The sequence below is a fragment of the Schleiferilactobacillus harbinensis DSM 16991 genome (assembly GCF_000425885.1).
Taxonomy (GTDB): domain Bacteria; phylum Bacillota; class Bacilli; order Lactobacillales; family Lactobacillaceae; genus Schleiferilactobacillus; species Schleiferilactobacillus harbinensis.
In genome coordinates, this window is record NZ_AUEH01000042.1 from 1 (window position 1) to 24,641 (window position 24,641).

The following is a 24,641-nucleotide window of genomic DNA, read 5'->3' on the forward strand; positions in this document are numbered from 1 at the left end:
TGGCAATACCAGACCCGTGAATATCAGTCTCGGGTGCACGCTATGGGGATCGTTCCCAGCATGTCTCGTAAGGGTAACTGTCACGATAATGCGCCAATGGAAAGTTTCTTCAATCTGCTCAAGCGTGAACGGATCAATCGGCAACCCATCAAAGATCTTTCAGAGCTGAAACAAGTCGTGACTCACTACGTCACGTGGTTTAATCATGATCGCATCTCACTCAACAAAAACGGCCTGACTCCGATCGAATACCGGACTCAGGCCGCAGCGTAATTATTTTTCAAACTGTCTAACTTTTTTGTTGCACTTCACTTGCCGGGTGTTTGCCATTGTATTTCCCACCCCGCCGCTGCCGGAGCTGGTGCGCCGGGTGACCCATCGCGGTATTCATGATGTGCCGGCGGCGGGTCTTGCAGCGCAGTTGGCGGCATTTGAAGCGCCGGAACAGTTTGTGGATTGTGACTATGTGATTCACTTTTAGACCAATAATAAAAGCAGCGTTCTGACTGAATTCTTCCAGCAGAACACTGCTTTTCGTTACACGTTAAGCAATCTCATGCAGCGCCTGGGCCACTGCCCCAGGACCGGCAATCATTTGCTTAAAGTCGGTTTCGACCTTGTCGCCCAAACCAATGGCATACAAATCATGACCAAAAATCTGTTTGTTGCTCAGAATCGGTTGCAGTACCGCATGAACATCAGTCGTCTGGCCCACCTGCACGCCGCGCAGTTCTTTTTGCAAATCAGCCAGCAGCGGATCCGGACTCGGCGTAAATATCTCGCCCTTATCATCCACGCCTAACAAGTACCGGCACCAACCGGCAAGGATGAGTGGAATGGCCACCAGCTTTTGGACAGCGTCGCCGCCTTGATCCAGATAATGCTGAATGGTGACGCCGTAGCGAATCGACAGCATCTGGGATGCGTCGGTGGCCAACCGCTGGGGCGTGTCAGGAATGTACTTATTCGGCAGCCGCTGTTCGATCAGCGTATCCAAGAATTTCTTGGGATTAATGATCTTGGGATCTTTGACGACCGGCAAATCTTCCTGATAGCCCAGCCGCTTGACCAAAGCCGCCAAGTCTGGATTGTCCATTTCATCAGCCACGGCCGTGTAGCCCAGCAAACTGCCAAAGATACCCAAAGCGGTATGCAGCGGGTTCAGGCACGCCGTCACCTTCATCTGGTCGGCATCATTCACAGTATCCCGGTCAGTCAGGATCACGCCGGCTTTCTCCAGCGGCGGCCGGCCATTGGGGAAGCTGTCCTCAATCACTAAATAATGAGTCTGCTCCGTGTTACCGAAGGGCGCGATGGTCTTCGTAATGGTGGTGTCTTCAAAACCATCCCGGGCCAGCTGGTCAGCGACACTTTGCGCCGGCGCTGGCGTGATCCGGTCAATCATTGTCCAAGGGAAGCTGACCTGCTTAGGATCTTTCAGATAATCAACAAAGCCTTGGGGTACAAAGCCGTTGTCCAACCAGCCCTGAGCAATGGTCAGAATGGCATTCTCAAAGTACTGACCGTTTTCAGAAAAGTTGTCCGTCGTGACCATTGCAATCGGCAAAGCCCCGCTTTGGTAGCGGGCAAACAGCAGCCGCGCAATGGCTCCCATCGCCGTGTTCGCCACTTCCGGGCCATGGGTAATATCGTATTGGGCATCTGCGGTCAACTCACCATTCATGTCTCGCAGCGCATAGCCCTTTTCCGTAATTGTCATGGTGACCAGTTACAGTGACGGCTGTTCAAAAATGGCCCGAAGCACGAACCAGCCGAACGGATCGGCTCGATTGTAGTACAGAGCATGGGCGACACTAGCAATCAGATTCTTCTCCATGCTGCCGTCGGGCGCCACGATCACTTGCAGCATCCGATTCTCATAGGGCGCATAAATTGTTTTGGGAATCGTGGCGCTGTGAGTAGTCGCCACAATAATGCCGCTTTGCAGGTCACCGCTGTCTAACAGATCTTGGGCAACTTTTGCGTGAAAACAACGGAATAAATTACCGCCGCCGAAGTGTACCCATACCGGATGAGCATCTGTGGCCGCCTTCATGGCAGCTTGGTCGTATTGCGGGACAGTGATGCCGGCATCCTTGAATAAGCGGGCATCGCGGCGATAGTCGTCGGTTAGTTTTACCATTCGAAATAACCCCCATTTGATGATCTTAATCCAATCGTTGTCATCTTTACCATAACACGCTTGCCGGGTTTCTGCGCAAATCCATTATCGCATGCAAAAATGGCACCTGTCCCAAGGCAAGTGCCATTTTCAGCCATCTCAATACTTTATTCTGCGTCGTACGCCGCTTGGAAAATATCAATAATATCCTGCTTCGTCCCTTTACGCGGGTTAGAGAACGCATTGCCATCCTTCAACGCATTTTCCGCCATCAACTCAAAGTCCTCTGGCTTCGCGCCAATATCCTTGATTGACTTCGGAATCCCAACGTCTTCAGACATCTGCTTCATGGCTTTGATGGCCAACTCGGCGGCATCGCGGGTGGATAACCCCGCCGTATTTTCACCCATAATGTCTGCCAATTCAGCGAACCGTTCCGGGCAGGCAATAATGTTGTATTGCTCCACATACGGCAGCAGCAAGGCACAGCACACACCGTGGGGCGCGTCGTACTGACCGCCCAGTTGATGGGCCATGGCGTGGACGTAGCCTAAGTTGGCGTTATTGAACGCCATCCCGGCCAGCATTTCGGCCTCTACCATCTTGGTCCGGGCATCCAGATTATGCCCATTGGCCACGGCTTCCCGCAAGGAGCCCTCAATCAGCTGAATGGCCTGGATACATTGGGCATCGGTGATCGGATTACGGTCCACTGACACATAGGGCTCAATGGCTTGATCAAAAGCATCCATCCCGGTGGCGGCGGTCAATGCCGGCGGTACGTCCAGCATCAGCGTCGGGTCGTTAAAAGAGACCAGCGGAATATTGCGCCACGATACGACGACGAACTTCAAGTGCGTCTGTTCGTTGGTGATCACGGCATGACGGGTCAGCTCGGACCCCGTACCGGCGGTCGTGTTTACGGCAATCAGCGGCGGCAGGGCATTGTCCAGCGTCTCGATCCCCGCCAGCTTGGTGATGTCGTCCCCATTGGTCAGGATGATGCCGGCACCCTTACCGGTATCATGGGCAGAACCGCCGCCAATCGTGATGATCGAGTCGGCGCCTGACTGTAAGTAAAGTTTCTTCACTTCTTGAATGTTGCGAATCTTCGGATTCGGTTCCACCCCGTTATAGATCACATAATCCACGCCCGCTTCAGTCAAGGACTGCAAAGCTTGCTGGACCGCCCCGTCCTTCATTGTTTCCAAGAACTTGTCGGTAACGATCACCGGCTTCTTCATGCCGAGAATCTTGGCGCGTTCCCCTACTTTATGAATGACACCGGGTCCAAAAAAGTTGACACTGGGCATCAAAAAATCATAACTGCGTTCTGCCATTATTAACCCCTCTTCCAAAAGTGATCAGCCCAATTAGCTCATCCTTACACAATTACCAGTCTATCTCTGTATCCGCTTTCTTGCAATGGGCAAATTACCGTGATTGTCCATTGAAAACGGCTGAATACAGCAAAGACGGCCTTCGGGCAGGAAAAGTTTTTCCCACCCGCGGGCCGTCTGCCAGCAAGATTAATCAATTATCGAAGAATCCAAAATACCGGCGCGCATTGTAGTAACTGATATTTTGCACCACTTGGCCAATGGTTGCCAGATCATCCGGCACCCGACCCTGTTCAATCAGCTGGCCGTAGAAATTGCACAGCACGCGGCGGAAGTATTCATGCCGCGGGTAGGACAGGAACGAGCGGGAATCTGTCAGCATTCCGACAAAGTGCGGCAGCAGGCTTTGCTCTGCATAGGTTCGCAACTGCTGAGTCATGCCCTCGGCGGTGTCGTTGAACCACCACGCCGCCCCCAGCTGCAAGTGCTGGACATCGCCCTGGCCGCCGAAGGATTGCATCATTGTGGCCGCTTCCAGCCAATCATTGGGGTTCAAGGAATAGAAAATTACCTTCGGCATTTCGCCAGTGTTATCCATTACGGTGAACAGCTTGGTGAACTCCGCCACGATATCCGGTTGCGTACCCATCGCATCGTAGCCGGTATCCGCGCCAGTGGCCTTAAATCCGGGCAGGCTCAGATTTCGCGCGGCATTCACGTGGAACTGCATCGTCCAGTTGAAGCGTTTGTTCAAGCGCATCAGTGTTTCAATCAGCATTGTTCGGTACTGATCCAGTTCTTTACTCGTCAGCGGCTGATTCTGCACGCCCTTCATCAAAATTCGATCCAGTTCGTCGGCACTGGCTTCGACAAAGCGGAACCGGTCCAAGCCATGGTCAGACAGCCGGCCGCCGACTTCTGCAAAGTACTGGAACCGCTGCTCCAGCACTGTCTGCAACGCGGCGAACGAGCCAATCTGAATCTGGGCCTGCTGGCCCAATTCGCGCAGATAATCACCAAACCCAGCGGCTTCAATGTGCACCAGCTTATCTGGCCGCATGGCGGGCAAAACTTTGAACCCATTAGCCGCCTCCTCTTGCTTGAGCAATTGGTGATAATGCAGATCAGAGGCCGGATCATCGGTGGTGCAGACGACTTGGACGTTGCTGTTCTTGATCAGCGCCCGGGGCTTGAAGGCCGGTGTCGCTAACAGCTTGTTGGCCTGCTCCCAAATCAGCGGTGCGGTGTGACGGTTCAAGACGTCATTAATCCCGAAGTACCGCTTCAACTCCAAGTGGGTCCATTCGAAGACCGGGTTGCCGAAAGCTTGGGCCATCGTGTCCGCCCAGGCCAAGAACTTGTCGTAGTCGTCGCCGTCCCCGGTGATCAGCTTCTCCGGCACCCCGTTGGCCCGCTCCAGGCGCCACTTATAGTGATCGCCGTAAGTACCCTCGTTGATCCAGATCCGGGTCATGTTCTTAAAGGGCTTGTTCTCGTAGATTTCCTGAGGATTCAAATGACAGTGGAAATCGATGATCGGCAGCCCGTCCGCATACTGATGGAACAGCGTCTTTGCTGGAGCGTTGGTCAGTAAGAAATCATCATCTAAAAAGGCCATGTTACTTATTTCCTTTCTCGATTGCTTCCCATAATCCGTTCAAATAGGTGATACCCAGCGCCCGGTCGTACAGACCATACCCGGGCCGGCCATTTTCACCCCAAATATTGCGCCCGTGATCCGGCCGGATATAGCCGTCGAAGTGGGTATCGTAAAGGGCCTTCATGATCTCGTACATGTCTAAGCTGCCCTCAGAGGATAGGTGGGCGGATTCGTGGAAGTCGCCTTGGGCGTTCATAAACTTAATATTCCGGGCATGGATAAACGGCGCGCGGTCTTTCTTCACGAACTCGCGAATGATCGCTGGGACGTCGTTCTTCGGATTCTCCCCCAGGCTGCCGGTGCAAATGGTGAAACCATTATATGGGGACTCGTGCATCCCTTCGATGATGCGCATGTCCTCAGCGTTCTTGTACACCCGCGGCAGGCCGAACAATTCCCGGGGCGGATCGTCCGGGTGCATGGCCATGCGCACGCCGTAACTCTCGCAGGTGGGGATAATTGCATCCAAGAAGTACTTCATATTCTCCCGCAGTTTGCGTTCGTCAACGCCGGCATAGGCTTTAAACAAGTGCGCAATCGTATCCAAGCGTTCTGGTTCCCAACCTGGCAAGACATAGCCTTCGGAGTCGTTGCGCACTGAGTCAATGATATCTTGGGGATTCGGCTTCAATTTGTCCTGTTGGAAGGCCATATCGTTACTGCCGTCGGGCAGCGGATAATGGAGATCGGTCCGCAGCCAGTCGAAGATCGGCATGAAATTGTAGCAGATCACCTTAATACCATAAGCGGCCAGGTTCTTGATGGTCTCTTTGTAATTCTCAATGTAGCGGTCCCGGGTGGGCAAACCGATCTTGATGTCATCGTGGATGTTAACGGACTCGATGACTTCCAGCTTCAACCCAGCGGCTTCAACTTGCTTCTTTAAAGCGGCGATCTCGCTCTTGGGCCACACTTCTCCCACCGGCACGTCGAATAGCGCGCCGACCACTTGGGTCGTACCCGGAATCTGGCGGATCTGCTTCAGGGTGATATTATCATCCTTTGATCCATACCAGCGGAATCCCATGTTCTGCATTTAATCTTCCTCCTCATTCAATGCGTGCAGCGCTTTGGCAACAGCGCCCGGGCCAGTGATCAGCTGTTTGAAGTTGGCTTCTACTTTATCCCCCAAGCCAATCGCATAGAGATCGTTGCCAAAGATCTGTTTGTTGCTCAAAATCGGCTGCAAGGCAGCATGCACGTCACCGGTGTACCCCAGCTTCAAGCTGCCCAGTTGGGCCTGGAGGTCCTTCAGCAATGGATCGCGGCTTGGCTCAAAAGCCTCACCTTGGTCATTAACAGCCAGCAGATAACGGCACCAGCCAGCCAAGATAAACGGAATGGCAACGAGTTGCTGTACGGCGTCCCCACCTTGATCGACATAGTGCTGAATCGTGACGCCATAACGGACCGGAATCTTCTGTGATGTATCGCTGGCGATCCGTTGGGGCGTATCCGGAATATTCTGATTCGGCAGCCGCTTGGTCAGCAAAGTATCCAGGAACTCCTTGGGATTGATGATCTTGGGATCCTTGACCACCGGCAGGTCCTCTTGATAGCCTAGCCGCTTGATCAGCGCGACCAGATCCTTGTTCTCCATTTCGGCCGCGATGGACGTATAGCCCAGCAGATTGCCGAAAATGGCCAGCGCCGTATGCAGCGGGTTCAAGCAGGCCGTGACCTTCATCTGGTCGGCGTCGTTGACTGTCTCCCGATCTGTCAGCATCACGCCGGCCTTTTCCAATGCTGGCCGGCCATTGGGAAAGCTGTCTTCAATGACCAGATAGTGGGTCTCCTCGGTGTTGCCGAAGGGGGCAATATTGGTGTGCTTGGCCGTATGCACGATGGTGGTATCTTCAAAGCCTTCCTGACGCAGTTTGTCGGCAACACTCTGGGCCGGGTTCGGCGTGATTCGGTCGATCATGCTCCAGGGGAAGCTGACCTGCTTAGGATCGCTCAAATAATCAACGAAGTCTTGGGGCACGTAATCGTTGTCGACCCAGCCCTTAGCGATGGTCAAAATGCCATCCTGGAAACGCTGGCCATTCTCCGAGAAATTGTCCGTGCTGACCATAGCAATCGGCAACGCCCCGCTCTGGTAGCGGGCAAAGAGCAGCCGGGCAATGGCCCCCATATTCGTCTGGGCCACTTCCGGACCGTGGGTGATGTCGTATTTGGCTTGTTCCGTCAGGTTGCCGTTCATGTCATGCAGGGCATACCCCTTTTCGGTGATCGACAGGGTTATCAGCTGCAGGGACGGTTGTTCAAAAACATCCTTCAGCGTCTGCCAGCCGAATTCGTCGTCGCGGTTATAGTAAATGGCATGGGCCACACTGGCAATCAGTGTCTTGTCCAAACTGCCATCGGGCGCCATGACCACCTGCAGCACCCGGTTCTTATAGGGCTTGTATATGTCCTTGGGCACGTCGCCGTCATAGGTTTCCGCCACGATCACCCCGCTCTGCAAGTCGCCGCTGTTCAGCAGATCTTGGGCAATCTTCGCATGGAAGCAGCGGAACAAATTGCCGCCGCCGAAGTGGACCCAGACAGGGTGTTGATCCGTTGCCGCCTTCATCGCCGTCTGATCGAATTGCGGGACCGCGATGCCGGCCGCTTTGAACGCCTGGGCGTTTTGTTGATAATCGTCGGTCAGTTTAACCACAATAGAAAACCTCCGTTAATTTGATTTTCCTTTTTACTGATATATCAGTTTAACAATAACACCTTTCAGCCCAATATGAAAGGTCTTTTGCACATTATTTGAAGCGATTACATTGATCGATTAACAACACTACTGCTGGCCTTATTTAAGCACGTAACAACACCAATGCTGCCCCAATGGACTGCATCACCTGCCTCTTTGATGGGTGTTACGCTTCATCGATCGCTTGTTCCTGCAGTTTTTTAGCAATATAGTCGTCTGTCAAGGTCATGTGGGTGGTCGCCAGCAGCATGACCCGAGCATCTGCCGGTTCCTGCCGCTCCCATTGATCTTCGTCCGGGCCATCGCGCAAAACCCGTAGGTAAGAGCGCAGCCTCCAAGCATCCAGTTTATGTTCGTGTAGGCGTCGTTTTATATAGAAATCGACCCATTCGGGGACGGATTGTCGTCCTGCCCGCGAAGAAAGAGGACCACGCCGTCATCACCGAGTACCTGCACATAGTGGATGACGACGTGCAAGTGGTGCGCGACGCCTATCCCGACTACTTCACCGAGAGCCGCTGATTGGCGGTTAGCCCTTGACGGGTGCCGGCCATTCGCGGTATTATAGTCAAGTGCTTTTGGGGCCTTAGCTCAGCTGGGAGAGCGCTTGCTTCGCATGTAAGAGGTCGACGGTTCAAGTCCGTTAGGCTCCACTCACTAAACCGGAACGCCATTGCTGGCTGTTCCGGTTTTTTATATCAGAAAGGATAGGTGACGGCATGGGCTGTCTAGGTAATATTCTATGGTTCATTTTCGGCGGTTTTCTCTCCGCCATCGGCTGGTTCCTGGTGGGCTGTGTCTGGTGCATCACGATCGTCGGCATTCCCATCGGTCTGCAGTGTTTCAAGATTGCCGGGCTGTCCCTGTGGCCGTTTGGCAAAGAAGTCGTGCCGTCCAACCGGACTGGCAGCCTGATCCTGAATATTCTGTGGCTGATCTTCGGCGGACTGGAACTGGCTTTGAACCACTTGCTGTGGGGCCTGCTGCTGTCGATCACGATTATTGGCATTCCCTTTGGTCAGCAGCATTTCAAACTGGCCAAGCTCGCCCTCGTCCCGTTTGGCGCAGAAATCATCTGACATAAATAAGCAGCGAATTGACCCTCGGCCGATTCGCTGCTTTTTGCATTACTGCGTCACTTCCGGTTGAGCCGCTGCTTGCGGCGCGAAATATTCCGGATACGCGGCGAGCACGATCTTCACGTCATCGTCCACCATGTGCAGGTGGTCAACGACTAAATCGGCGGCACCGGCGGCGTCTTGGGCCTTGATCCGGGCGACGATCTCTTTATGCTGATTCAAGATCTTATCCCACTCCAAACCGGGCAGTTCCAGGCGCAGGTAGCGGAAGCGGTCAAATTGGAGATTCAGCAGCCGCAGCCAGTGCCAGATGAACTCTTTATCCGTCACCTTGTAGAATAGTTCATGGAAATCTTCATCCGCTTGAAAGAACTTATCGTAATCGCCGGAACGCAGGTATAGCGACTGCATCTGCAATAGCCGTTCCAGCTCCGTAATATCATCGGCGGAGATAATTTTGACCGCATCGGCGGTCACACTGCGTTCAATATTCATCCGCGCGTACCGCCCTTGGGAAAGGGTATCCAGATCAATCTTGGCGACGTACGTACCGCTTTGGGCGATAACATTGAACAGCCCTTCCCGGCGCAAGCGAATAATGGCTTCTCGAATCGGTGTGATCCCAATACCAAGCTTGTCTTCCAAGCGATGCTTGTCGATTTTCTCCCCTGGTTTCAGCTGCATCGTTAACACCATCGTTTTCAGCCCTTCATAGGCCTCATCCTGCTGATTCATCATCGGCATAGCCGTCCACTCCTCGTGTGTGTACCCGTTTTCTTACTCACCACCATTGTAATATAGCAGTTACAAGAAAGGCAATCCTTCCGCTTGGAAAGATTGCCTGATTGGCTAATCAGTTCTGTTCCGCGCCCGCGGCGGACTCCAGATACGTATCCTGCTGGCTGACGGACCGGGCCGGCAAGCCGTTCACCGCGCGGTAAACCGCACGTTCGACGTTGACCACGGACAGCGTATTGGCCACGGCAAAGGGCCGTTCGTAACGCTTGGCTAAGGAAACGGCTGTCTGCGTGGAATGGTGCGAGGCGGCGGTGGGAATCAAAATAACGTAGTCCGCATGGCGGATCATGGTCGGCAGCTGGCTATAAGCGTTGCTCTTGGCATCAAAATGGGTCAGCTGACCGCCGTGCTGTTTGAGCATGGCAATGACGTTGCCGTCATGTTTCGGGGCGCCGACAATGAGGACGGTACCGCCATTGAGATCAAACTGCAGCGTTTCGCTTTCCGCGGCTTTCTCCGCCTCCGCTGGTTCTTCAACCGGCTTTTTGACGGCCTTTTTGACTGGCGTACTAACCGGCCGCGGCGCCAGCGGTGCGCTTTCTTCCAACGGATGGATCCAGTAGATCTTGCCGGCCCGCGGGTCCTGCCCTTCGTACCAGGCGAAATCCACGAGCTGACCGGCATGGAGCAGCGGATAGCGGTGGGGATCAACGATGAATTCGAAGGTCTCGCCGGTACCCGGATCCACCAGCGGTGCTTGGGTATAGGCGTGCTTCAATACCAGCTGGCCGTTCTCGTCCTCTTCGGCCGGGATGAACGTCAAGCGGTGGATCGGGGCATGATAGCTGCTATCAGCCGGTTTGAGAATCTTGAAATACGGCAGGTCGTCCCCTTCTTTGGGCACGATCTCCACTGTTTCACCACCGCTCAAGTGCAGCGTACGGACCAGCGATTCGCTGATGTAGCGGCCGCCCGCGGTGGCCCCAGCGAGTTTGCGTTCCACGAGGGCCCGGGGATTCGCCAGGGGTCTGCGCGGCGCCGGGGCCGGCCGGGTGATGCTGGTCATCTGCAGGGGCGTGGTTTCCACTGACCGCAGCGCCGATAACGGCGTGGACACGGCCGGTTGCGGCGCCGGTGTGCCCTGCTTTGCCGCCAGCGCGGTTTTCTCCTTGGCCGGTGCGTCGTCGCTGCCGTCGTCCCGATCATTGGCATGGGCGGCATAAGTCAGGGCGGCCTGCAGCTGCGGCCCAGTCATTGTGACGTCTTGCCCCGGATCATAATCGGACAGGATGTTGTTTTTAATATACGTGAATAACGGCAGATCGAAGTCTTTAGTGAAGAAAAGCGTTCGCTGTAAATCCCGGGGGAAGCGGTGGGCCGTGCGCTCTTCCACGATCGTCACGATCTGGCGGATGGTTTTCGCCATGAGCGGTACCTGCAGCAGTAACGCATTAAAAGATAAGTCGGTCGGAGCCGGCCGCGGTGCAGCGGGTGCGGCCGGTTTGTTCGGCGCTGGCGCCGCATCGCTCTCAACTGCCGGGGCAACCGGAGTCGCGGGCGCTGCCGGCGGCGTTTCTGATAGGGCTGGCGGGGTCGGTCCATGCGGTTCACCGAGTTTCTCCCGCAACTGGGTCAGGGTATAAATTCCTTGGCTGTGCAGATAAGCCGTCATCCGCTGGTCCGAGGCGGCTTGCAGCGACTCCAGTTTCTCCCGTAAGTCGTGTATTTGCTGATCTAAGTCATCTGGTCTCTCCATTTCTGGTCATCCCTTCTACTTCTGCATAAGCTAGATACGCAAAGGAGCCAAATTATTGTGATTAATTTTTGAACGAATGAATCGGCGCCGGAATGTGCCCGCCCCGAGCAATGAACTGGGCCGACGACGCCGAATTGACGGCCATCACAGGGGCCCGGCCAAAGATCCCGCCGAATTCCATCATATCCCCGACTTGGCTGCCGGGCACGGCAATCAGCCGTACCGCCGTAGTCTTGGCGTTGATCATCCCGATCGCTGCTTCGTCCGCAATCATGCCGCTGACACTGCTGGCTGGCGTGTCGCCGGGAATCGCGACCATGTCCAAGCCAACGGAACACACTGCGGTCATGGCTTCCAATTTTTCCACCGTGATCTGCCCCGCTGCCGCCGCTTCGATCATGCGGCCGTCTTCTGAAACAGGAATGAAGGCGCCAGATAACCCGCCGACCCGTTCGGCCGCCATGATGCCGCCTTTCTTCACGGCATCGTTGAGCAGAGCCAAAGCGGCGGTAGTCCCGGGGGCACCAACGGAACCCAGCCCCATGGTCTCCAGAATCTCAGCCACGGAGTCGCCAGGAGCCGGGGTCGGCGCCAGTGATAGATCCACAATATTAAACGGGACATGCAGCCGTTCGGCAGCAATTTTGCCGACAAACTGGCCCATCCGGGACACCTTGAAGGCCGTCTGTTTAATCGTTTCGCATACTTGGGCAAAATCGGCTTCAGGTACTTGGGCTAACGCCCGCTGCACGACACCGGGCCCAGAAACGCCGGTATTGATCGCCGTATCACCTTCGGAAACACCCCAGAATGCACCGGCCATGAACGGATTGTCCTCCACAGCGTTGCAGAAAACGACCAGCTTCATCGCATTGGTCGCGCCAGTGGCACTGAGGTCTTTGATTACTTGCCCCATAATCTTCACGGCATCCATGTTCATGCCGGCTTTGGTCGAACCGATGTTGACGGACCCGCAGACCCGGTCGGTCATGCTCAGCGCTTCCGGCATGGAGCGCATCAAGTTCTCTTCCGCCGGCGTGATGCCGGACTGAACCGTCGCCGAGTATCCGCCGATAAAGTCCACCCCCAGCGCCTTGGCGGCATCATCCAGCCGCCGGGCAATCAAGCGGAAGTCCGGATGCGGGTCGGCCCCGGCCAGCATGGCCACCGGGGTGATACTGATCCGCTTGTTAACGATGGGAATGCCGTATTCAGTCTCAATCTCATCCGCCACTTGCACGAGGTGAGCGGCCTTATGCATGATCTTTTCGTATATCCGTTCCGCCGTGGCCCGGGTATCGCCGGTAATACAATCCAGTAAAGAAATGCCCATCGTAATGGTGCGGATATCCAGCTTTTCTTCACTGATCATCTGAATGGTATCAATTATCTTCTGTTGTTCCATGGGCCGGCTCCTACAATGACGACATGGCGTCAAAAATCTCTTGACGCTGGATGCGAATGGTCAGATCCTGCTGGGTGCCAAAATCGGTAAGGGCTTGCTGGACCGCCTTGAAGTCGGCATCTTCCGGCAGGCCGCCCAGCAGCATCATCGTGAAACTGCCCTCCATAATGGTCTGGGAAATATCCAATATATTAATGTGCATGGCCGCCAGCTTGGAGCTGACGCCGGCCACGATGCCGACCTTATCCTGGCCGACGACGGTAATAATGGCTTGCATAACATCCACTCTTTTCTTTGCAGTGTGCGTTTTCTTGGAACTATCCACAGTATAGCAGAGAAAACTAAGAGAGATGACTTGCAACGGTTAGAAAGTTATGGACTGAGATCAGTGTGCCCCAGCGGTTTACGGCAAACCCGTGACATTTATGTCACTCATCGGAATCAATGCACTATTACCAGCTATGCTTGACTCATCAAATAGCTAGGGAGCGTGTTTTCGATGACAATCAATATCCGGTGGGTACTTAAAAACATACCAAAGCAAATTCTGATCCTGCTGCTGGGGACCATGGTCATCGGCAGCTTTGAAGGGCTGGTAAATGGGATCGTCTTGGGCGGTTTCCCCAGTCTGGTGAACGCAAATAGCGGCCAATTAACCCGTTTTCTCGTCATGGCCGCCGGCCTCTATTTCACCACGTATACGGGCCTTTATTTTGAACAAATGCTGGTCAATGCCGCCGTCAAGCACTTGAACATTCAGCTGAAGGCCGCGATGCTGATCACCAGCTTTCAAACCGGTGAACAGACCAGCAAAGGCTTGAACCACATCACGAATGATGCCGGGCAAATTGAGAACCGCTACTTCCGGGTCCTGTCGGGCATTACCGAAAGCAGCATTGCCGCGGTTATTTCCACCGTCTTCGTGCTCCGGGTGCACTGGCTCATGGGCCTCGTCTTTGTTGCTTTCTCCGTCTTGAACGCGATTCCCATGCTGCTAGGCAAAAATCGGCTGGCAGCGATCGGCAAGCAGTGGAGCCAAGCCAATGACCAGACCATGCAAGCGGGCACCGATTGGCTGACCGGCCGGCGGGACATCGTCCAAGCGGCCGCGCAAAAGACGATGTTCGCGCCAGTCCGGCACGCGTTGCAGCATAGCGAACGCACTTTCCAGCGGCAGGGCAATCTGCAATGGACCATCCAGTATGGTGCTTTGTTAACGGTGATCCTTTCTCTGGTCGGCCCCTGGGGCATCGGCTTTTGGCTCATGACCCACGGCGGGTATGGCATTACTTTGGGCATTTTGCTCACCCTGTCGCTGACCGCCAATAATGCCGTCCAGAACATTGAGGCGGTCATGCAGCAATGGGGGCAGCTGGCCAGTACCCGGGAATTGAGAAATTTACCGGCGCAGCCGCGGCCCTTTGCCGATACCACCACCGCTGTCCTCCCCGCCGATCAAGCCGCCTACGCTTTGCGGCAAGCCAGCTTGGACTATGGTCCCGACCATTCGATTTTGGTGCCGACCACACTCACCATTCCAGCCCGGGCAAAAATATTGATCACCGGTCCCTCCGGTATTGGGAAAACATCGGTGCTGAACCTCCTCGCCGGCTGGCAAGCACCAACCAGCGGCCAAGTGTTATTGGCCGGTCGGCCCGCTGCCCCAACGGCAGTGGCTTATGTCGCCCAAGAGCCGTGGCTCTTTGCCGGGACCGTGCGCGATAACCTCACGCTGCACGATGCCACCGTGCCCGACGCCGCTGTCCGCCAAGCCCTCGCCGACGTCCAACTGCTCACCGAACTCGGGCCGGATCCATTAAACCGCCAAATTAACCCGGACAGCAGCGATGTCTCCGGCGGCCAGAAGCAGCGCTTGGTGATTGCCCGAGCCTTGCTGCAGCACAAGTCAGTCCTGCTGTTGGATGAAATCACTGCCGGCCTGGACGATGAAAACAGTCGGGCGATTCGCGAATTGCTCTACGCGCTGCCGCTGACCATTATTGAGAGCGCGCACCATCTTGATTCAGACTTGCTGGCCAAGTATGGGTTCACTGAATATACGCTGCATGATCAGCGGTTAGAGAAAGTTAACGCAATACCGGCCGCTATCCAAGCCGTTGGGTAGCGAAAAAGGCCCGAACTGGTTCCCCAGTTGAGGCCTTTTCTGATACACATCTTATTCGTAATGCAGCGCATAATCCTCCGCCGTTTGATAATGCAGCACCTGGGTAAACACGAAATTGCTGGCAATCCCCAGCACCACCGGCAGCACCAAGAACAGCACGATAATCAGCAGAATGGTCATCGCATTGGGGGTGCCGTATCCTTCCAGCGCCGCCAAGGGCCCGACCAAACCAGAAAAACCGAAACCAGCGCTCATCGGTGTTCCTTTAACTTGCCACAGCGCGCCTAAACCGCCAAGGATGCCGGCATTCAAGACCAGCGGCAGCAGCAGCTTGGGCTTAGCCAGCAGGTTCGCCATCTGCATCTTGGGCGAACCCAAGAAATGGGCGATGGAAGTCCCCACGGAATTGGCGCGCCATCCGTAGATGGCCAGAGCAAAGCCAGCGGCAACGATGCCCAGATTCGCGGAGCCGGACGCAATCCCGCTGAGATTGATGGCCGTCGCGATGCCCACCGTACTAATAGGCGACACAATAAGGAGCGCAAATGCCATGCCCATCAAGATACCCATGAGGATGGGCTGCAGCGTCGTCAGCTGTTCAACCAATTGACCGATAAACTTGGTCACGCTGGTCACCGGCCCATACGTCAACAGTCCGATCCCGCCGCCCACGATCAAGACAATACTGGGAATCAGCAGAATCGTGTAGGCTTTGAGCCGCTGACCCAAGAGTAAGATCAGCAGGTAGCCGACAGCAATGGTCAGTGCGGTGTTAATGACATCGCCCGTGCCGGCAATGGCCATGCCGGCCTTGGTGGCGTGGATGTTGCCCGCGCCGACAATGGCGGCCAACGCCAATGACCCGGTTTGAATGGGTGAAAATTTAGCCATCATCCCCACACAGACCGCCGCCAACACCGGCAGCATCGTTTGCGCGATCCCCGTCATCTGGGTCACCACACTGAGCCATGGGGCCACCGGCAAGACTAATTTGACCAGGGCATTGAGCAGCGCCCCCGGCACCAGGGCTACAATGATGCCGACTGATAGGCCATTCAGGATGTTCATCGTGATGGCCTTGGGGCTCGTTTCCTGTTTCATGCTGATTCCTCTTTTCGCTTGTACGATAAGTTTTCCTAAAGATAGCATAAGCGTACAATAAGAACAATCTCAATGTACGAAAAAAGCCGCCCATCGCTGAGCGGCTCATCATTATACTAACCAGTAAATCGATACATACATCAACGTACTGGCAATGATCACCAAGAAATGCCAGATAAAATGGCCTTCCTTAAGTTTCTTAATACTATAGATCCCAGCCCCCAGGGTAAAGACTACCCCGCCAGAGACCAGGAACCAGAAGCCCACTGGACCCAACGTCCGCCACAGTGTCGGGGCGGCGGCGATGCAGAGCCAGCCCATAATAATGTAGAGTAGCGTCTCAATATTCTGGTGGGGATTGCCGCTGACCACGTGGATCACGATGCCGGCAATGGCGCAGAACCATTCGATGGCCAGCATGACCCAACCGGTGACGCCGCCAATCGCGACCAGTGTGTATGCCGTGTAAGTCCCGGCAATAAATAAGTAGATTCCCGAGTGGTCCAGGATCTGGAAGATCCGGGCTGCCTTGGTGAATGCCATGGCATGACACATCGTGGACGCCAGAAACAGGTTGAGCAAGGTCACCCCGTAGATCACTAAGGCAGTCATTTCCAGCGGTCCGGCGTGATGGGCCCCCGCCCGCAGCCAGAGGGCAGTAACCAGCCAAATACTGACTAGAAACCAGACCCCATGGGAGACGGCGTTCTTCACTTCATAGTGGATACGGTAACGGGATACGTGATGAGTTTCCAATTTGGCACCTCCAGCAGATTGTTGATCATCTAGATTTCAAATCTATGTCATCTATTATGATAGACGGTCCACTGAAAAAAGTCCACTACCGCATGAAAATGTTAAACAAGTTTCTGCTTGCGCAGGTCGGCGTAAAGGAACTTGGCCGCTTCGCGCCCGCCGGGAACAGAAAAGTGAATATGGTCTCCGCGATCGTACACGGCGTCCAGGACGCTGCTGTCAGCGGTACTCGCAACCTGACTGGCTAAATCAATGGCATACGGGAAACTGCGAATGTGGTCATTCACGGCTTGGCGAATCTTTTCTTTCTCCGGACTCCACGCCTCAATCCCGCTGAGCTGGCTCTGGCCGAAAGGCGTGATGGTCATGGGGATGAAAGTCACGTGACGATCCGCACATTTCGCCGCCACCGCGTCGATTCCCTGGTTCAATCCCGCCGCGCTGGGCAGTTCTCGGGCGGGACTCTCGGTGCCCGGATGCAGCAAATCGTTCAATCCTTCCATAAACAGCAGCATCGCCGGCGGTTCTGTGACCAACAGATGGTCGATCCGCCGAATCCCGGCTTCGCCAAAACTATGCACCCATGGGGATAAACCGTGCCCGGGATACAGCAGCCGGTTGCCGGAAATGCCATGGTTGGCGGTCACGATGCCCCGCTTCACCAGTTTCCGCGCCAGCGGCGCCGAGAACCGGCTCATGTTGGTCAGTGAGTCGCCAAAGAACACCAACCGCCGCACCGGCTGATCCACATCCACCGCCGCCTGCACCGCGTTGACGCCGAAAAACCGCTCGTCCGCCTCAGCTTGGCCGGGATCGATCAGGTTGGTGGCACTGACACTGCCCAGCGTACGAATCGTGTGGTTGGTGGCGTGGATATAAATTGTCAGCCACTCGCCGCCGGCCAAATTCAGATCCACCCAATCCGTCCAGCGGGTCAGCCGCGGCAGCACGTCGAACCGATCCCGACCGCCCACCGTCACCGGCAGGGGCATATCGTCGCCCCGGGACACGGACATCGCCCGCACATGGATCGGCACTTCATCGAACTCGGCAGTCAGTTGAAACCGTACCGAATGCCCTGGCCAGGGCATATAGATCCGGACGGTCTGTTCCTCCGTCGCATTGATGTTGTGGATGTGCCGGTAATCGGAGAATTCCTGTCGCCATACGGTGATGATCGCCATTGCTATCAGCTTCCTTTCTGCTATCCTTGTCCTTAATCATAGCCCTCAAGCGTCAGTTGAGAAAGCCCATTGATCAACTCAAGCACTGGTTGATAGGCAAGTGCTCCTGCCGGCGGTACAGTATAGCCAACAGCCAGCGAACACCGGCTGCACAACAATTCAGAAAGCAGGAATATCCCATGATTATCTTCGATGCCAACCGTATTGGTAAGAAAATTGCGGCGGCCCGCAAAGCCAAAAACATGACCCAAAATGACCTGGCCGACCAGCTCGGCGTCAGTTACCAGGCCGTCAGCAACTGGGAGCGCGGCCAGTCCGTCCCCGATATCGATAAGTACGCCGATCTCTCCCAGATCTTGGATCTGTCCCTGGACGACCTATTGAACACCGCGGATGCGGCCCATAAGGTCACGATCGTCCAAGACGACACAGCGAAGGTCGACGCGGATACGCTGAAAGACTTCGCCCCCGTGATGAAGCCCGCCCAAGTGGATGAAAAAGCCGACGACGTGGACCTGTCGCCGGACTACTTGAAAGACATCGCTCCGTTTCTTTCGGATGAGGCCCTCTTTAAGCAACTCATGAAACACCGTGACGCGCCGAGCTTCTTGCAACAGGTCGTGGCCGTAGCACCGTTCTTAGCCGATGACGATTTGAACAAGATCGTTGAGAAATATGTTCTGCCGAATTTCCCGGGAAATAGCCAGGTGCTTTCTAAGCTGCTGCCCTTCATGGACGAACGGGTGGCCAATGAAGTCCTGACAGCGCACTGGGCTGATCCGGACTTCGATCGCAAGGCCCGGCGCAAGTTCTACCCCTTTGTCGATCCAGCAGCGCTCCAGGCCTTGCTGGCCAAACATCCCGATGAGGTCAACGCCATTGTGGATGCGGCGCCCTTCCTGGATGACGAAGCCATTGCCTACTACTTCAAAACGTGGGCCGCTGATCCGGATCTGGCGCCCAGCTTAAGCAAGCTGGCACCCTTCGCCCCCAGCAGTGCCGTCGCCGATCACGTGCGCCATTTGATCAAAACCGGCGCCGACCGGAACGAATGGCATGCGTTCCTGCCATTTCTGGACGACGACGATCTCTTATCGTTAGGAAAATCCATGTAGTTGACCCACGCCAAAAAGTGCCCCGCCACCGAGATGCAACTCGGTACGCGGGGCACTTTCTTTGCTGTTTGACTTAATAACTGAAGTGATACTTCGTGTACACGTGCTTGATTTCGTTGGGACCAACGGTAATGTTGCCGTAATTCGGGTCAAACACGGCGTTGGGGGCCTGCTGGGATTCCAGGGCGACGCCGACATGGGGCTGGCCGGTCTTGCCGATATATGGTTCGTCCGCCTTGAAGCCGTTCGCCGTGAAGCAGACGATGGCGTTGCGTTCAGAGAAGATATCCACACTGATGCCGCTGTCCGGGTCGCTCAACGTCGCAACGGGTTCATCCGCTTTGTGGTCGTTCAGCACGTAAACGTCATCGATACCCTTTTCTGGAATGTCTTGCAGATTGGCAATGGCCTTGCCCAGCGAAGCCGTCTGACTGAAGTCAAACGGGGTCCCCTTCACCGGAGTCAATTCACCGGTCGGAATCTTATCATCGGCCAAGGTCAGTCGATCCGTACTATTGATGTACAGATCGTGGTTGCCCACCGTGACATCGCCGGGGTTCAAATTCCAGTACGCATGGTTCGTCGGGTTGAACAGCGTATCAGCGTCCGCGTTGGCAGAATAGTCGATAAGCACCTCGTCCTGTTCGGTCAGCGTATAGGTGATGGTCACGGCCATGTTGCCTGGGAAGCCATCCATATCACTGGTCACATTCTTCGTGAAGATAATATGGTTGTCTTCGATCCGGCCGTCCCAATTGTAGGAATTGAAGCCGTGGAAACCGCCGTGCAGGTCATTTTTACCCTCGTTTTGGTCGACTTGGTAATCCGCACCATTAATGGTGAACTGACCCTTGCCGATCCGGCCCGCGGTGCGGCCGATGGACATGCAGAGGTACGGGTTCTTCTCCGCATAATCCGCCACGTGGGGGAAATTCAGCAGCAGATTCTGCTTGCCTGCCGCGGTCGGAACCAGCAGCTCATACCAATTGGCGCCAAAGCTCAAGGTGCTCAGCGTCACCCCGTGCTTGTTGGTCAAAGAATACTCATAAACATCGTCCCCATTGTAATGATCAAAAACCTTCGTGTTCGCTGTCATGTCAGCCATGTACAACACTCCTTCTAAGTATGAAAGCACTCACACACTAGTATACCGCATGTTTTGGTACACGTCAGGGCAAATTTAGTGCTGGTACACCCAAACCATCATTTCACCCGGCGTCCGGTTGGCCCAGGCAAAATACGGGATAAAGACCAGCGGCTGGGCATGGGTCAAGACCGTTGCGCTGGCGCCGTATAAAGTGCCGGGGACAGTGGCGGCATCGGTATGGGTCCCCGTCGTGGTGAGCTGCACCGTGGGGACGGCAAACGTGCTGTTGTCTTCTGTTACAGTAAACTGAGCATCGGCGGCTACGCTGTTAGCCTGCAAGTGTTTGCCGTTGTCCGCCTCTTCCAGGGCATAGACCACCGGCCCGCGCTGAATGGCGACTTTGCCCACGTCATCTTTGATCCGGTGATCGGCATGGATTTCTTGCACACTCATGTCCAACGACACAGTGATCGTCGTCGTGCCTGACCAAGTCTGCTTGATTTTCAAGTACCCATGATCCAATACACCGGCATAGGGCTTACCAGCTACGGTCACCTGATAATTGTGTCGGCTCCACGCTGGGATCCGAATTGCCAGGATGGTGTCCACACTGCCCGCAGCACGCACTTGGAAGGTCACCTCACCGGACCAAGGGAAGTTGCCGGATTGGGCAATCGTCACGCCGTTATCGAAGGTCGTCTCGTTGCCGATGAACTGGTCCGCATAGATGGCATCGTCAGTCACCGTATAAATATACTGATCCACTGACGCCACCAGCCGGGCTAGGTTCGGCGGGCAGCAGGCACAGCCGAACCACGCCGCCCGCTGCACCTTGACGTGGGACTTCATCGGATCCTTGGCACTCGCCTCCGGATCCACCTCCAGCGGATTAACATAGAAGAAATGCTCCCCGTCCAGCGACATACCGGAAATCGTACCGTTGTATAGTTCCCGCTCCAACACATCGCCATAGTCCGCATCCTGGCGACCGTCCCGCATTTGTTTCGCGAAAAACGCCATGGCACAAGATGCACAGGTTTCAGCATAGGCCGTATCGTTGGGCAGGTCGTAATCAAACGTGAAGGCTTCGCCGTTGGGGGCAGACGACCCAATCCCGCCGGTCACGTACATCTGGCGCTGAGTGATATCTTCCCACAGCCGCTGGCAGGCCGCCATCAGGCTCTCGTCCCCGGTCTGCCGGGCCACATGGGCCATCCCGGTTAACAGATACGTCATCCGGACCGCATGGCCTTCAGCACTCTGCATGTCCCGCACGGGTACGTCATTTTGAAAATACGGTGCGTCCGGATCCGGCTGACTGGCATCACCAAAATACGGATCTTCAATTTTCTTAGTTTGGACATTTTTTAACTGTTCCTCAAAGAAATTGTTCGGGTGCGTCCCCCGCTGGTCAATCATGTACTTGGCTACTCGCGTATACTTCGCATCGCCCGTCTCGTCTGCCAATTTAGCCAAGGCGAGTTCGACTTCCGGGTGGCCCGGATAGCCGTGCATCTTGTTTTCTTCCGGCCCAAAGTTGGCGTCGATACAGTCGCCCATTTTCTTTGCGATAGCCAACGCCTTCTGATTACCAGTCGTCTGGTAATACGCCACGCCGGCTTCGATGTAATGGCCCATGACGTACAGCTCGTGACTCAATGACACGTGGGTCCACTTATGGGTCGGCGCCTCGATCTGGATGTAGGTATCCAAATACCCATCCGGCTCCTGGGCCTGGGCAATAATGTCGATCAAACTGTCGGCGATGCCCTCTAATTCCGCGTCCGGTGCGTACCGCAGCGCGTAAGCCACCGCCTCCAGCCATTTGTAGACGTCGGAATCTTGGAACCAGAAACCATAGAAGTGCCCTTTCACCAGCCCCGCCGCGATCTTCAAGTTCTCCACCGCGTGACTCTTCTCCACGGCATCGTATGCCCCGGCGTTTTCTTTCTCAATCGCGATGTCCTTATCGTCGTTGATCACTGACCACTGATATGGGATCAGCTTAGTCTTCACGATGTCCCGATACTTCGTCCAAAACGGATCCGTCACTTTGATATCCTTGAATTGCATGATGGCCCTCCAAAATCATTTTGATACTGTCAGTTTAAGGGCTTTCAAGCATCAGCGGAACTGCTATACTGATAGGAAAAGTGGACAAATCTGACTTATTGAGAAAGGGGGCGTGTTTCTCGTGGAACATTGTCATTTTAATTTATCTCGCCCGTTGGTTTATGTGCCCTGTGGCGAGTTCAGCGCCGAACTCGGCTGGCAGCACCACCGCTACCACCATGGCCAGGACACCGAAATATTAGTCGGCCTCAGCGGGCAAGTGTTTTTACAGGTGGCAGGCAAACCGTACACATTGGAAGCCGGCGACGTGCTCACGGTCTTTCCCCATGAAACCATTGTCGGGGCGCGCCAAACGGTGACCAAAAGCAGCTTTTTCTGGGGCCACGTGGTTGCGCCGGCGGTGGTGGACACCCAGCCCAGCGCACCCAATGGTCTGACACTGCCCCGTTTTTTTCATTTACAGGTCCAAGAAAAAGCCGTCGTCAACATCCACCAATTATTGGATGTCAGCCACAGCCAGTATCTCGTGCCCCACGCGGCGGATTATCAAGCCACCATGCTGTTCATTGAATTAGCCAACGATTACGCCCAGCAACGGACCGCCAACCCGCTGCATCAGGGTATTAGCAACCAGGTGCGGGAATGGATCCGCACGCATATGGCCGAGCAGCCCACCGTGGCGGCCATCGCCGACCAATTTCATTTGAACGCCAGCTATTTGACCCGGGTCTTCAAGCGGGACACCGGCCAAAACATCCAAGAGTACAGCAACGCCGTCCGCTTGGACTACGCCCGGTACTTGCTGCTGACGACCAACGATCCCGTCGCTTCCGTGAGTCAGCAGGCGTTTTTCAGCGATCCGAAGTATTTCAGTCGGCTATTCAAGAAGAAGCTGCAACTGACGCCTAGTCAGTACCGGCGGGCGTATACGCATACGTTCTTGAATAACCAGCAGGTGGACCCGGGGGTGGATGTGCGGGAGCAGGTTAGACAGTTGGAGAAAGAACGCCAGCTGCCCGCACAGCGCTAATGCTTGTAAGCATCAAAATGGGTATCGATTGCAGCACGGCGTATACAATTGGTACTCGAACTTGTACTCAGCGTAACGCTAATAATTCTGTCTTGTCACTCCAAGGCAGGAGTTCAATTGCATTCTGCCGTGCAATATTGCTTGTTGCCTGTGACACCTTTCTCTCACTGTCATTAAAAATGACAACAAACTGAATGTCAGAATTATGCAATGCTTGATTGCTGCGAATGTCAGCAAACGTTGCCCCCTCAGCAGCCACGCGTTGAAATCCTGGTTTGTTAATCACTTGCATAAGTCGCAACGGTTTTACTTTTGTCTCCCCAATGGCATAGTCAACCTTGTACTGATTTCCTGTTCCACCCTGCAACACGTAATTGGGCAATCCACCAAAGTCATTGTCTCGCAAAAATGAGGCAACTTCCTGTTGGTAGATACTTGTTACTGTCCCTCGGCGGGGGTCTGGGATAAATCGTCAATGCGCAGAATTGCCTGCAAGAGGCGCTGCTTCATGCTGGGAAAGTTGTTGACTTTGCCATGTACAACTAACTCGTCGTCACGAAGCTTGACAGTATACTGCTCAAGAATACCCATAATCACCTGCCTTCTCGTGGGATTATGAATGTTAATACCCATCATTTGCAAGTCATTAATCGTATTGCCGTCGTCCGTCAACTCAAGTGAACCATCGGGTTGGGCAACTGCAAAGATTTGAATATCATCGCCAATCGAATTGGTGAACGGCGTCGTAATTTCATCCGCGTCGTCCAACGCTGTTACCTGATATTGTTCTTGCAACCAGTTTGCATAATTGGCTGCCCAAGATGTTTTTATTGTCATCGTCATTGCCCTCCATTCAAACTGGGTTCCCATTAATCATCAACTTGGCAGTTTCTACATGATTAAACTGCAAAAATTTAAGCACAGCCGTAACGAGATAATCGGATGATGCGGCATCAATATTCAGGATTCCTAGCTCATCGCCGAATACAACATTTCTCCCGCTATTGTGCTTTGAATCGTAGATATGTCAACGCCGACGATAAAATGACATTTTTTGCCGATTAGAAAATGTTGTTTTTTGCCGGTTTAGTTGAGCTGCGTTTCTCCTTTCCAATTAGTGGTGATGCTTCAGTTAGGCCAGAGGCCTAACCAGTATCATTCGGTGCTTTGTCCGCTTTGGGCTCTGTGATATGGCCCTTCATGCGGTATGACCGGCCGTTGATCCGAATCACGCGGGAGTGGTGCACCAGTCGATCAAGAATGGCATTAGCCAGAGTCTTGTCGGCGAATGTATCGCCCCACTTGGAGAGGGCAATGTTGGTCGTGATGATCGTTGATTTCCGTTCATAACGGCGCTCGATAAGCT

23 protein-coding genes, 1 tRNA gene and 1 pseudogene are annotated in these 24,641 nt (G+C 54.6%); 7 read left to right on the forward strand and 18 right to left on the reverse strand.

Annotation, left to right across the window (positions count from 1 at the left end):
- The coding region (locus H627_RS0111910; RefSeq protein WP_027829137.1) for an IS3 family transposase at positions 1-273 on the forward strand (273 nt) is incomplete at its 5' end.
- A 25-nt stretch (positions 274-298) separates the two neighbouring features.
- Entirely contained in the window at positions 299-481 is a 183-nt protein-coding gene (locus H627_RS20140; protein WP_027829138.1) for a hypothetical protein, read from the forward strand.
- Positions 482-544: 63 nt separating this feature from the next.
- Here the strand turns inward: H627_RS20140 and H627_RS18160 are convergent.
- The 6 genes and pseudogenes from H627_RS18160 to H627_RS20145 all read right to left on the reverse strand — a co-directional run bounded on the left by H627_RS18160 (position 545) and on the right by H627_RS20145 (position 8,136).
- Positions 545-2,143: pseudogene (locus H627_RS18160) on the reverse strand (mannitol dehydrogenase family protein).
- 146 nt (positions 2,144-2,289) lie between these two features.
- The gene (locus tag H627_RS0111925; RefSeq protein ID WP_027829139.1) at positions 2,290-3,462 is read right to left on the reverse strand and encodes an iron-containing alcohol dehydrogenase; all 1,173 of its coding nucleotides are present in this window, start codon (positions 3,460-3,462) and stop codon (positions 2,290-2,292) included.
- Positions 3,463-3,655: 193 nt separating this feature from the next.
- A complete protein-coding gene (uxaC, locus tag H627_RS0111930) occupies positions 3,656-5,080 on the reverse strand; it encodes a glucuronate isomerase (protein ID WP_027829140.1) in 1,425 nt (474 codons plus the stop codon).
- A 1-nt stretch (position 5,081) separates the two neighbouring features.
- Positions 5,082-6,158 (reverse strand): mannonate dehydratase, encoded by a 1,077-nt coding sequence (gene uxuA, locus H627_RS0111935; RefSeq protein WP_027829141.1) that lies wholly within the window; start codon positions 6,156-6,158, stop codon positions 5,082-5,084.
- Entirely contained in the window at positions 6,159-7,784 is a 1,626-nt protein-coding gene (locus H627_RS0111940) for a mannitol dehydrogenase family protein (RefSeq protein WP_027829142.1), read from the reverse strand.
- 208 nt (positions 7,785-7,992) lie between these two features.
- Entirely contained in the window at positions 7,993-8,136 is a 144-nt protein-coding gene (locus H627_RS20145; protein WP_226999186.1) for a hypothetical protein, read from the reverse strand.
- A 270-nt stretch (positions 8,137-8,406) separates the two neighbouring features.
- On the opposite strand from H627_RS20145, the gene H627_RS0111950 reads away from it, so the two are divergent.
- Positions 8,407-8,479, forward strand: a tRNA-Ala gene (locus H627_RS0111950).
- Between the two features lie 66 nt (positions 8,480-8,545).
- Entirely contained in the window at positions 8,546-8,905 is a 360-nt protein-coding gene (locus H627_RS0111955) for a YccF domain-containing protein (protein ID WP_027829143.1), read from the forward strand.
- Between the two features lie 48 nt (positions 8,906-8,953).
- Here H627_RS0111955 and H627_RS0111960 read toward each other — a convergent pair whose 3' ends face one another.
- The 4 genes from H627_RS0111960 to H627_RS0111975 all read right to left on the reverse strand — a co-directional run bounded on the left by H627_RS0111960 (position 8,954) and on the right by H627_RS0111975 (position 13,081).
- Entirely contained in the window at positions 8,954-9,649 is a 696-nt protein-coding gene (locus tag H627_RS0111960) for a GntR family transcriptional regulator (RefSeq protein WP_027829144.1), read from the reverse strand.
- A gap of 109 nt (positions 9,650-9,758) precedes the next feature.
- Positions 9,759-11,399: a DUF2325 domain-containing protein gene (locus H627_RS0111965; RefSeq protein ID WP_027829145.1), complete on the reverse strand. Its 1,641-nt coding sequence runs from the start codon at positions 11,397-11,399 to the stop codon at positions 9,759-9,761.
- A gap of 61 nt (positions 11,400-11,460) precedes the next feature.
- Positions 11,461-12,804: a PFL family protein gene (locus H627_RS0111970; protein WP_027829146.1), complete on the reverse strand. Its 1,344-nt coding sequence runs from the start codon at positions 12,802-12,804 to the stop codon at positions 11,461-11,463.
- A 10-nt stretch (positions 12,805-12,814) separates the two neighbouring features.
- Entirely contained in the window at positions 12,815-13,081 is a 267-nt protein-coding gene (locus H627_RS0111975; protein ID WP_027829147.1) for an ACT domain-containing protein, read from the reverse strand.
- Between the two features lie 222 nt (positions 13,082-13,303).
- Here H627_RS0111975 and H627_RS0111980 point away from each other — a divergent pair, with 222 nt between their 5' ends.
- Positions 13,304-14,929, forward strand: coding sequence for an ATP-binding cassette domain-containing protein (locus H627_RS0111980; RefSeq protein WP_027829148.1), 1,626 nt, complete (start codon positions 13,304-13,306; stop codon positions 14,927-14,929).
- A gap of 51 nt (positions 14,930-14,980) precedes the next feature.
- On the opposite strand, the gene H627_RS0111985 is transcribed toward H627_RS0111980, so the two are convergent.
- The 3 genes from H627_RS0111985 to H627_RS0111995 all read right to left on the reverse strand — a co-directional run bounded on the left by H627_RS0111985 (position 14,981) and on the right by H627_RS0111995 (position 17,970).
- Entirely contained in the window at positions 14,981-16,030 is a 1,050-nt protein-coding gene (locus H627_RS0111985) for a PTS sugar transporter subunit IIC (protein WP_027829149.1), read from the reverse strand.
- A 111-nt stretch (positions 16,031-16,141) separates the two neighbouring features.
- Positions 16,142-16,786, reverse strand: coding sequence for a PAQR family membrane homeostasis protein TrhA (trhA, locus tag H627_RS0111990; protein ID WP_027829150.1), 645 nt, complete (start codon positions 16,784-16,786; stop codon positions 16,142-16,144).
- A 101-nt stretch (positions 16,787-16,887) separates the two neighbouring features.
- Positions 16,888-17,970 (reverse strand): GDSL-type esterase/lipase family protein, encoded by a 1,083-nt coding sequence (locus H627_RS0111995; protein ID WP_027829151.1) that lies wholly within the window; start codon positions 17,968-17,970, stop codon positions 16,888-16,890.
- A 179-nt stretch (positions 17,971-18,149) separates the two neighbouring features.
- Between H627_RS0111995 and H627_RS19380 the strand changes: the two genes are divergently transcribed.
- On the forward strand, positions 18,150-19,085 hold the full coding sequence (locus H627_RS19380; protein ID WP_051225401.1) for a helix-turn-helix transcriptional regulator: 936 nt from the start codon (positions 18,150-18,152) through the stop codon (positions 19,083-19,085).
- A 73-nt stretch (positions 19,086-19,158) separates the two neighbouring features.
- On the opposite strand, the gene H627_RS0112005 is transcribed toward H627_RS19380, so the two are convergent.
- The gene (locus tag H627_RS0112005) at positions 19,159-20,190 is read right to left on the reverse strand and encodes an aldose epimerase family protein (protein WP_051225402.1); all 1,032 of its coding nucleotides are present in this window, start codon (positions 20,188-20,190) and stop codon (positions 19,159-19,161) included.
- Positions 20,191-20,265: 75 nt separating this feature from the next.
- Positions 20,266-22,245, reverse strand: a complete 1,980-nt coding sequence (locus H627_RS0112010; RefSeq protein WP_027829153.1) for a glycoside hydrolase family 127 protein — start codon at positions 22,243-22,245, stop codon at positions 20,266-20,268.
- Between the two features lie 121 nt (positions 22,246-22,366).
- Here H627_RS0112010 and H627_RS0112015 point away from each other — a divergent pair, with 121 nt between their 5' ends.
- A complete protein-coding gene (locus H627_RS0112015; RefSeq protein ID WP_027829154.1) occupies positions 22,367-23,275 on the forward strand; it encodes an AraC family transcriptional regulator in 909 nt (302 codons plus the stop codon).
- Between the two features lie 67 nt (positions 23,276-23,342).
- On the opposite strand, the gene H627_RS20705 is transcribed toward H627_RS0112015, so the two are convergent.
- The 3 genes from H627_RS20705 to H627_RS0112025 form a co-directional block, all read right to left on the reverse strand.
- The gene (locus tag H627_RS20705; protein WP_226999187.1) at positions 23,343-23,681 is read right to left on the reverse strand and encodes a DUF1829 domain-containing protein; all 339 of its coding nucleotides are present in this window, start codon (positions 23,679-23,681) and stop codon (positions 23,343-23,345) included.
- A gap of 32 nt (positions 23,682-23,713) precedes the next feature.
- Positions 23,714-24,112, reverse strand: coding sequence for a DUF1828 domain-containing protein (locus H627_RS20710; protein WP_226999188.1), 399 nt, complete (start codon positions 24,110-24,112; stop codon positions 23,714-23,716).
- A gap of 308 nt (positions 24,113-24,420) precedes the next feature.
- Positions 24,421-24,641: ATP-binding protein (locus H627_RS0112025; protein WP_027829155.1), on the reverse strand; the 221-nt coding region annotated here is incomplete at its 5' end.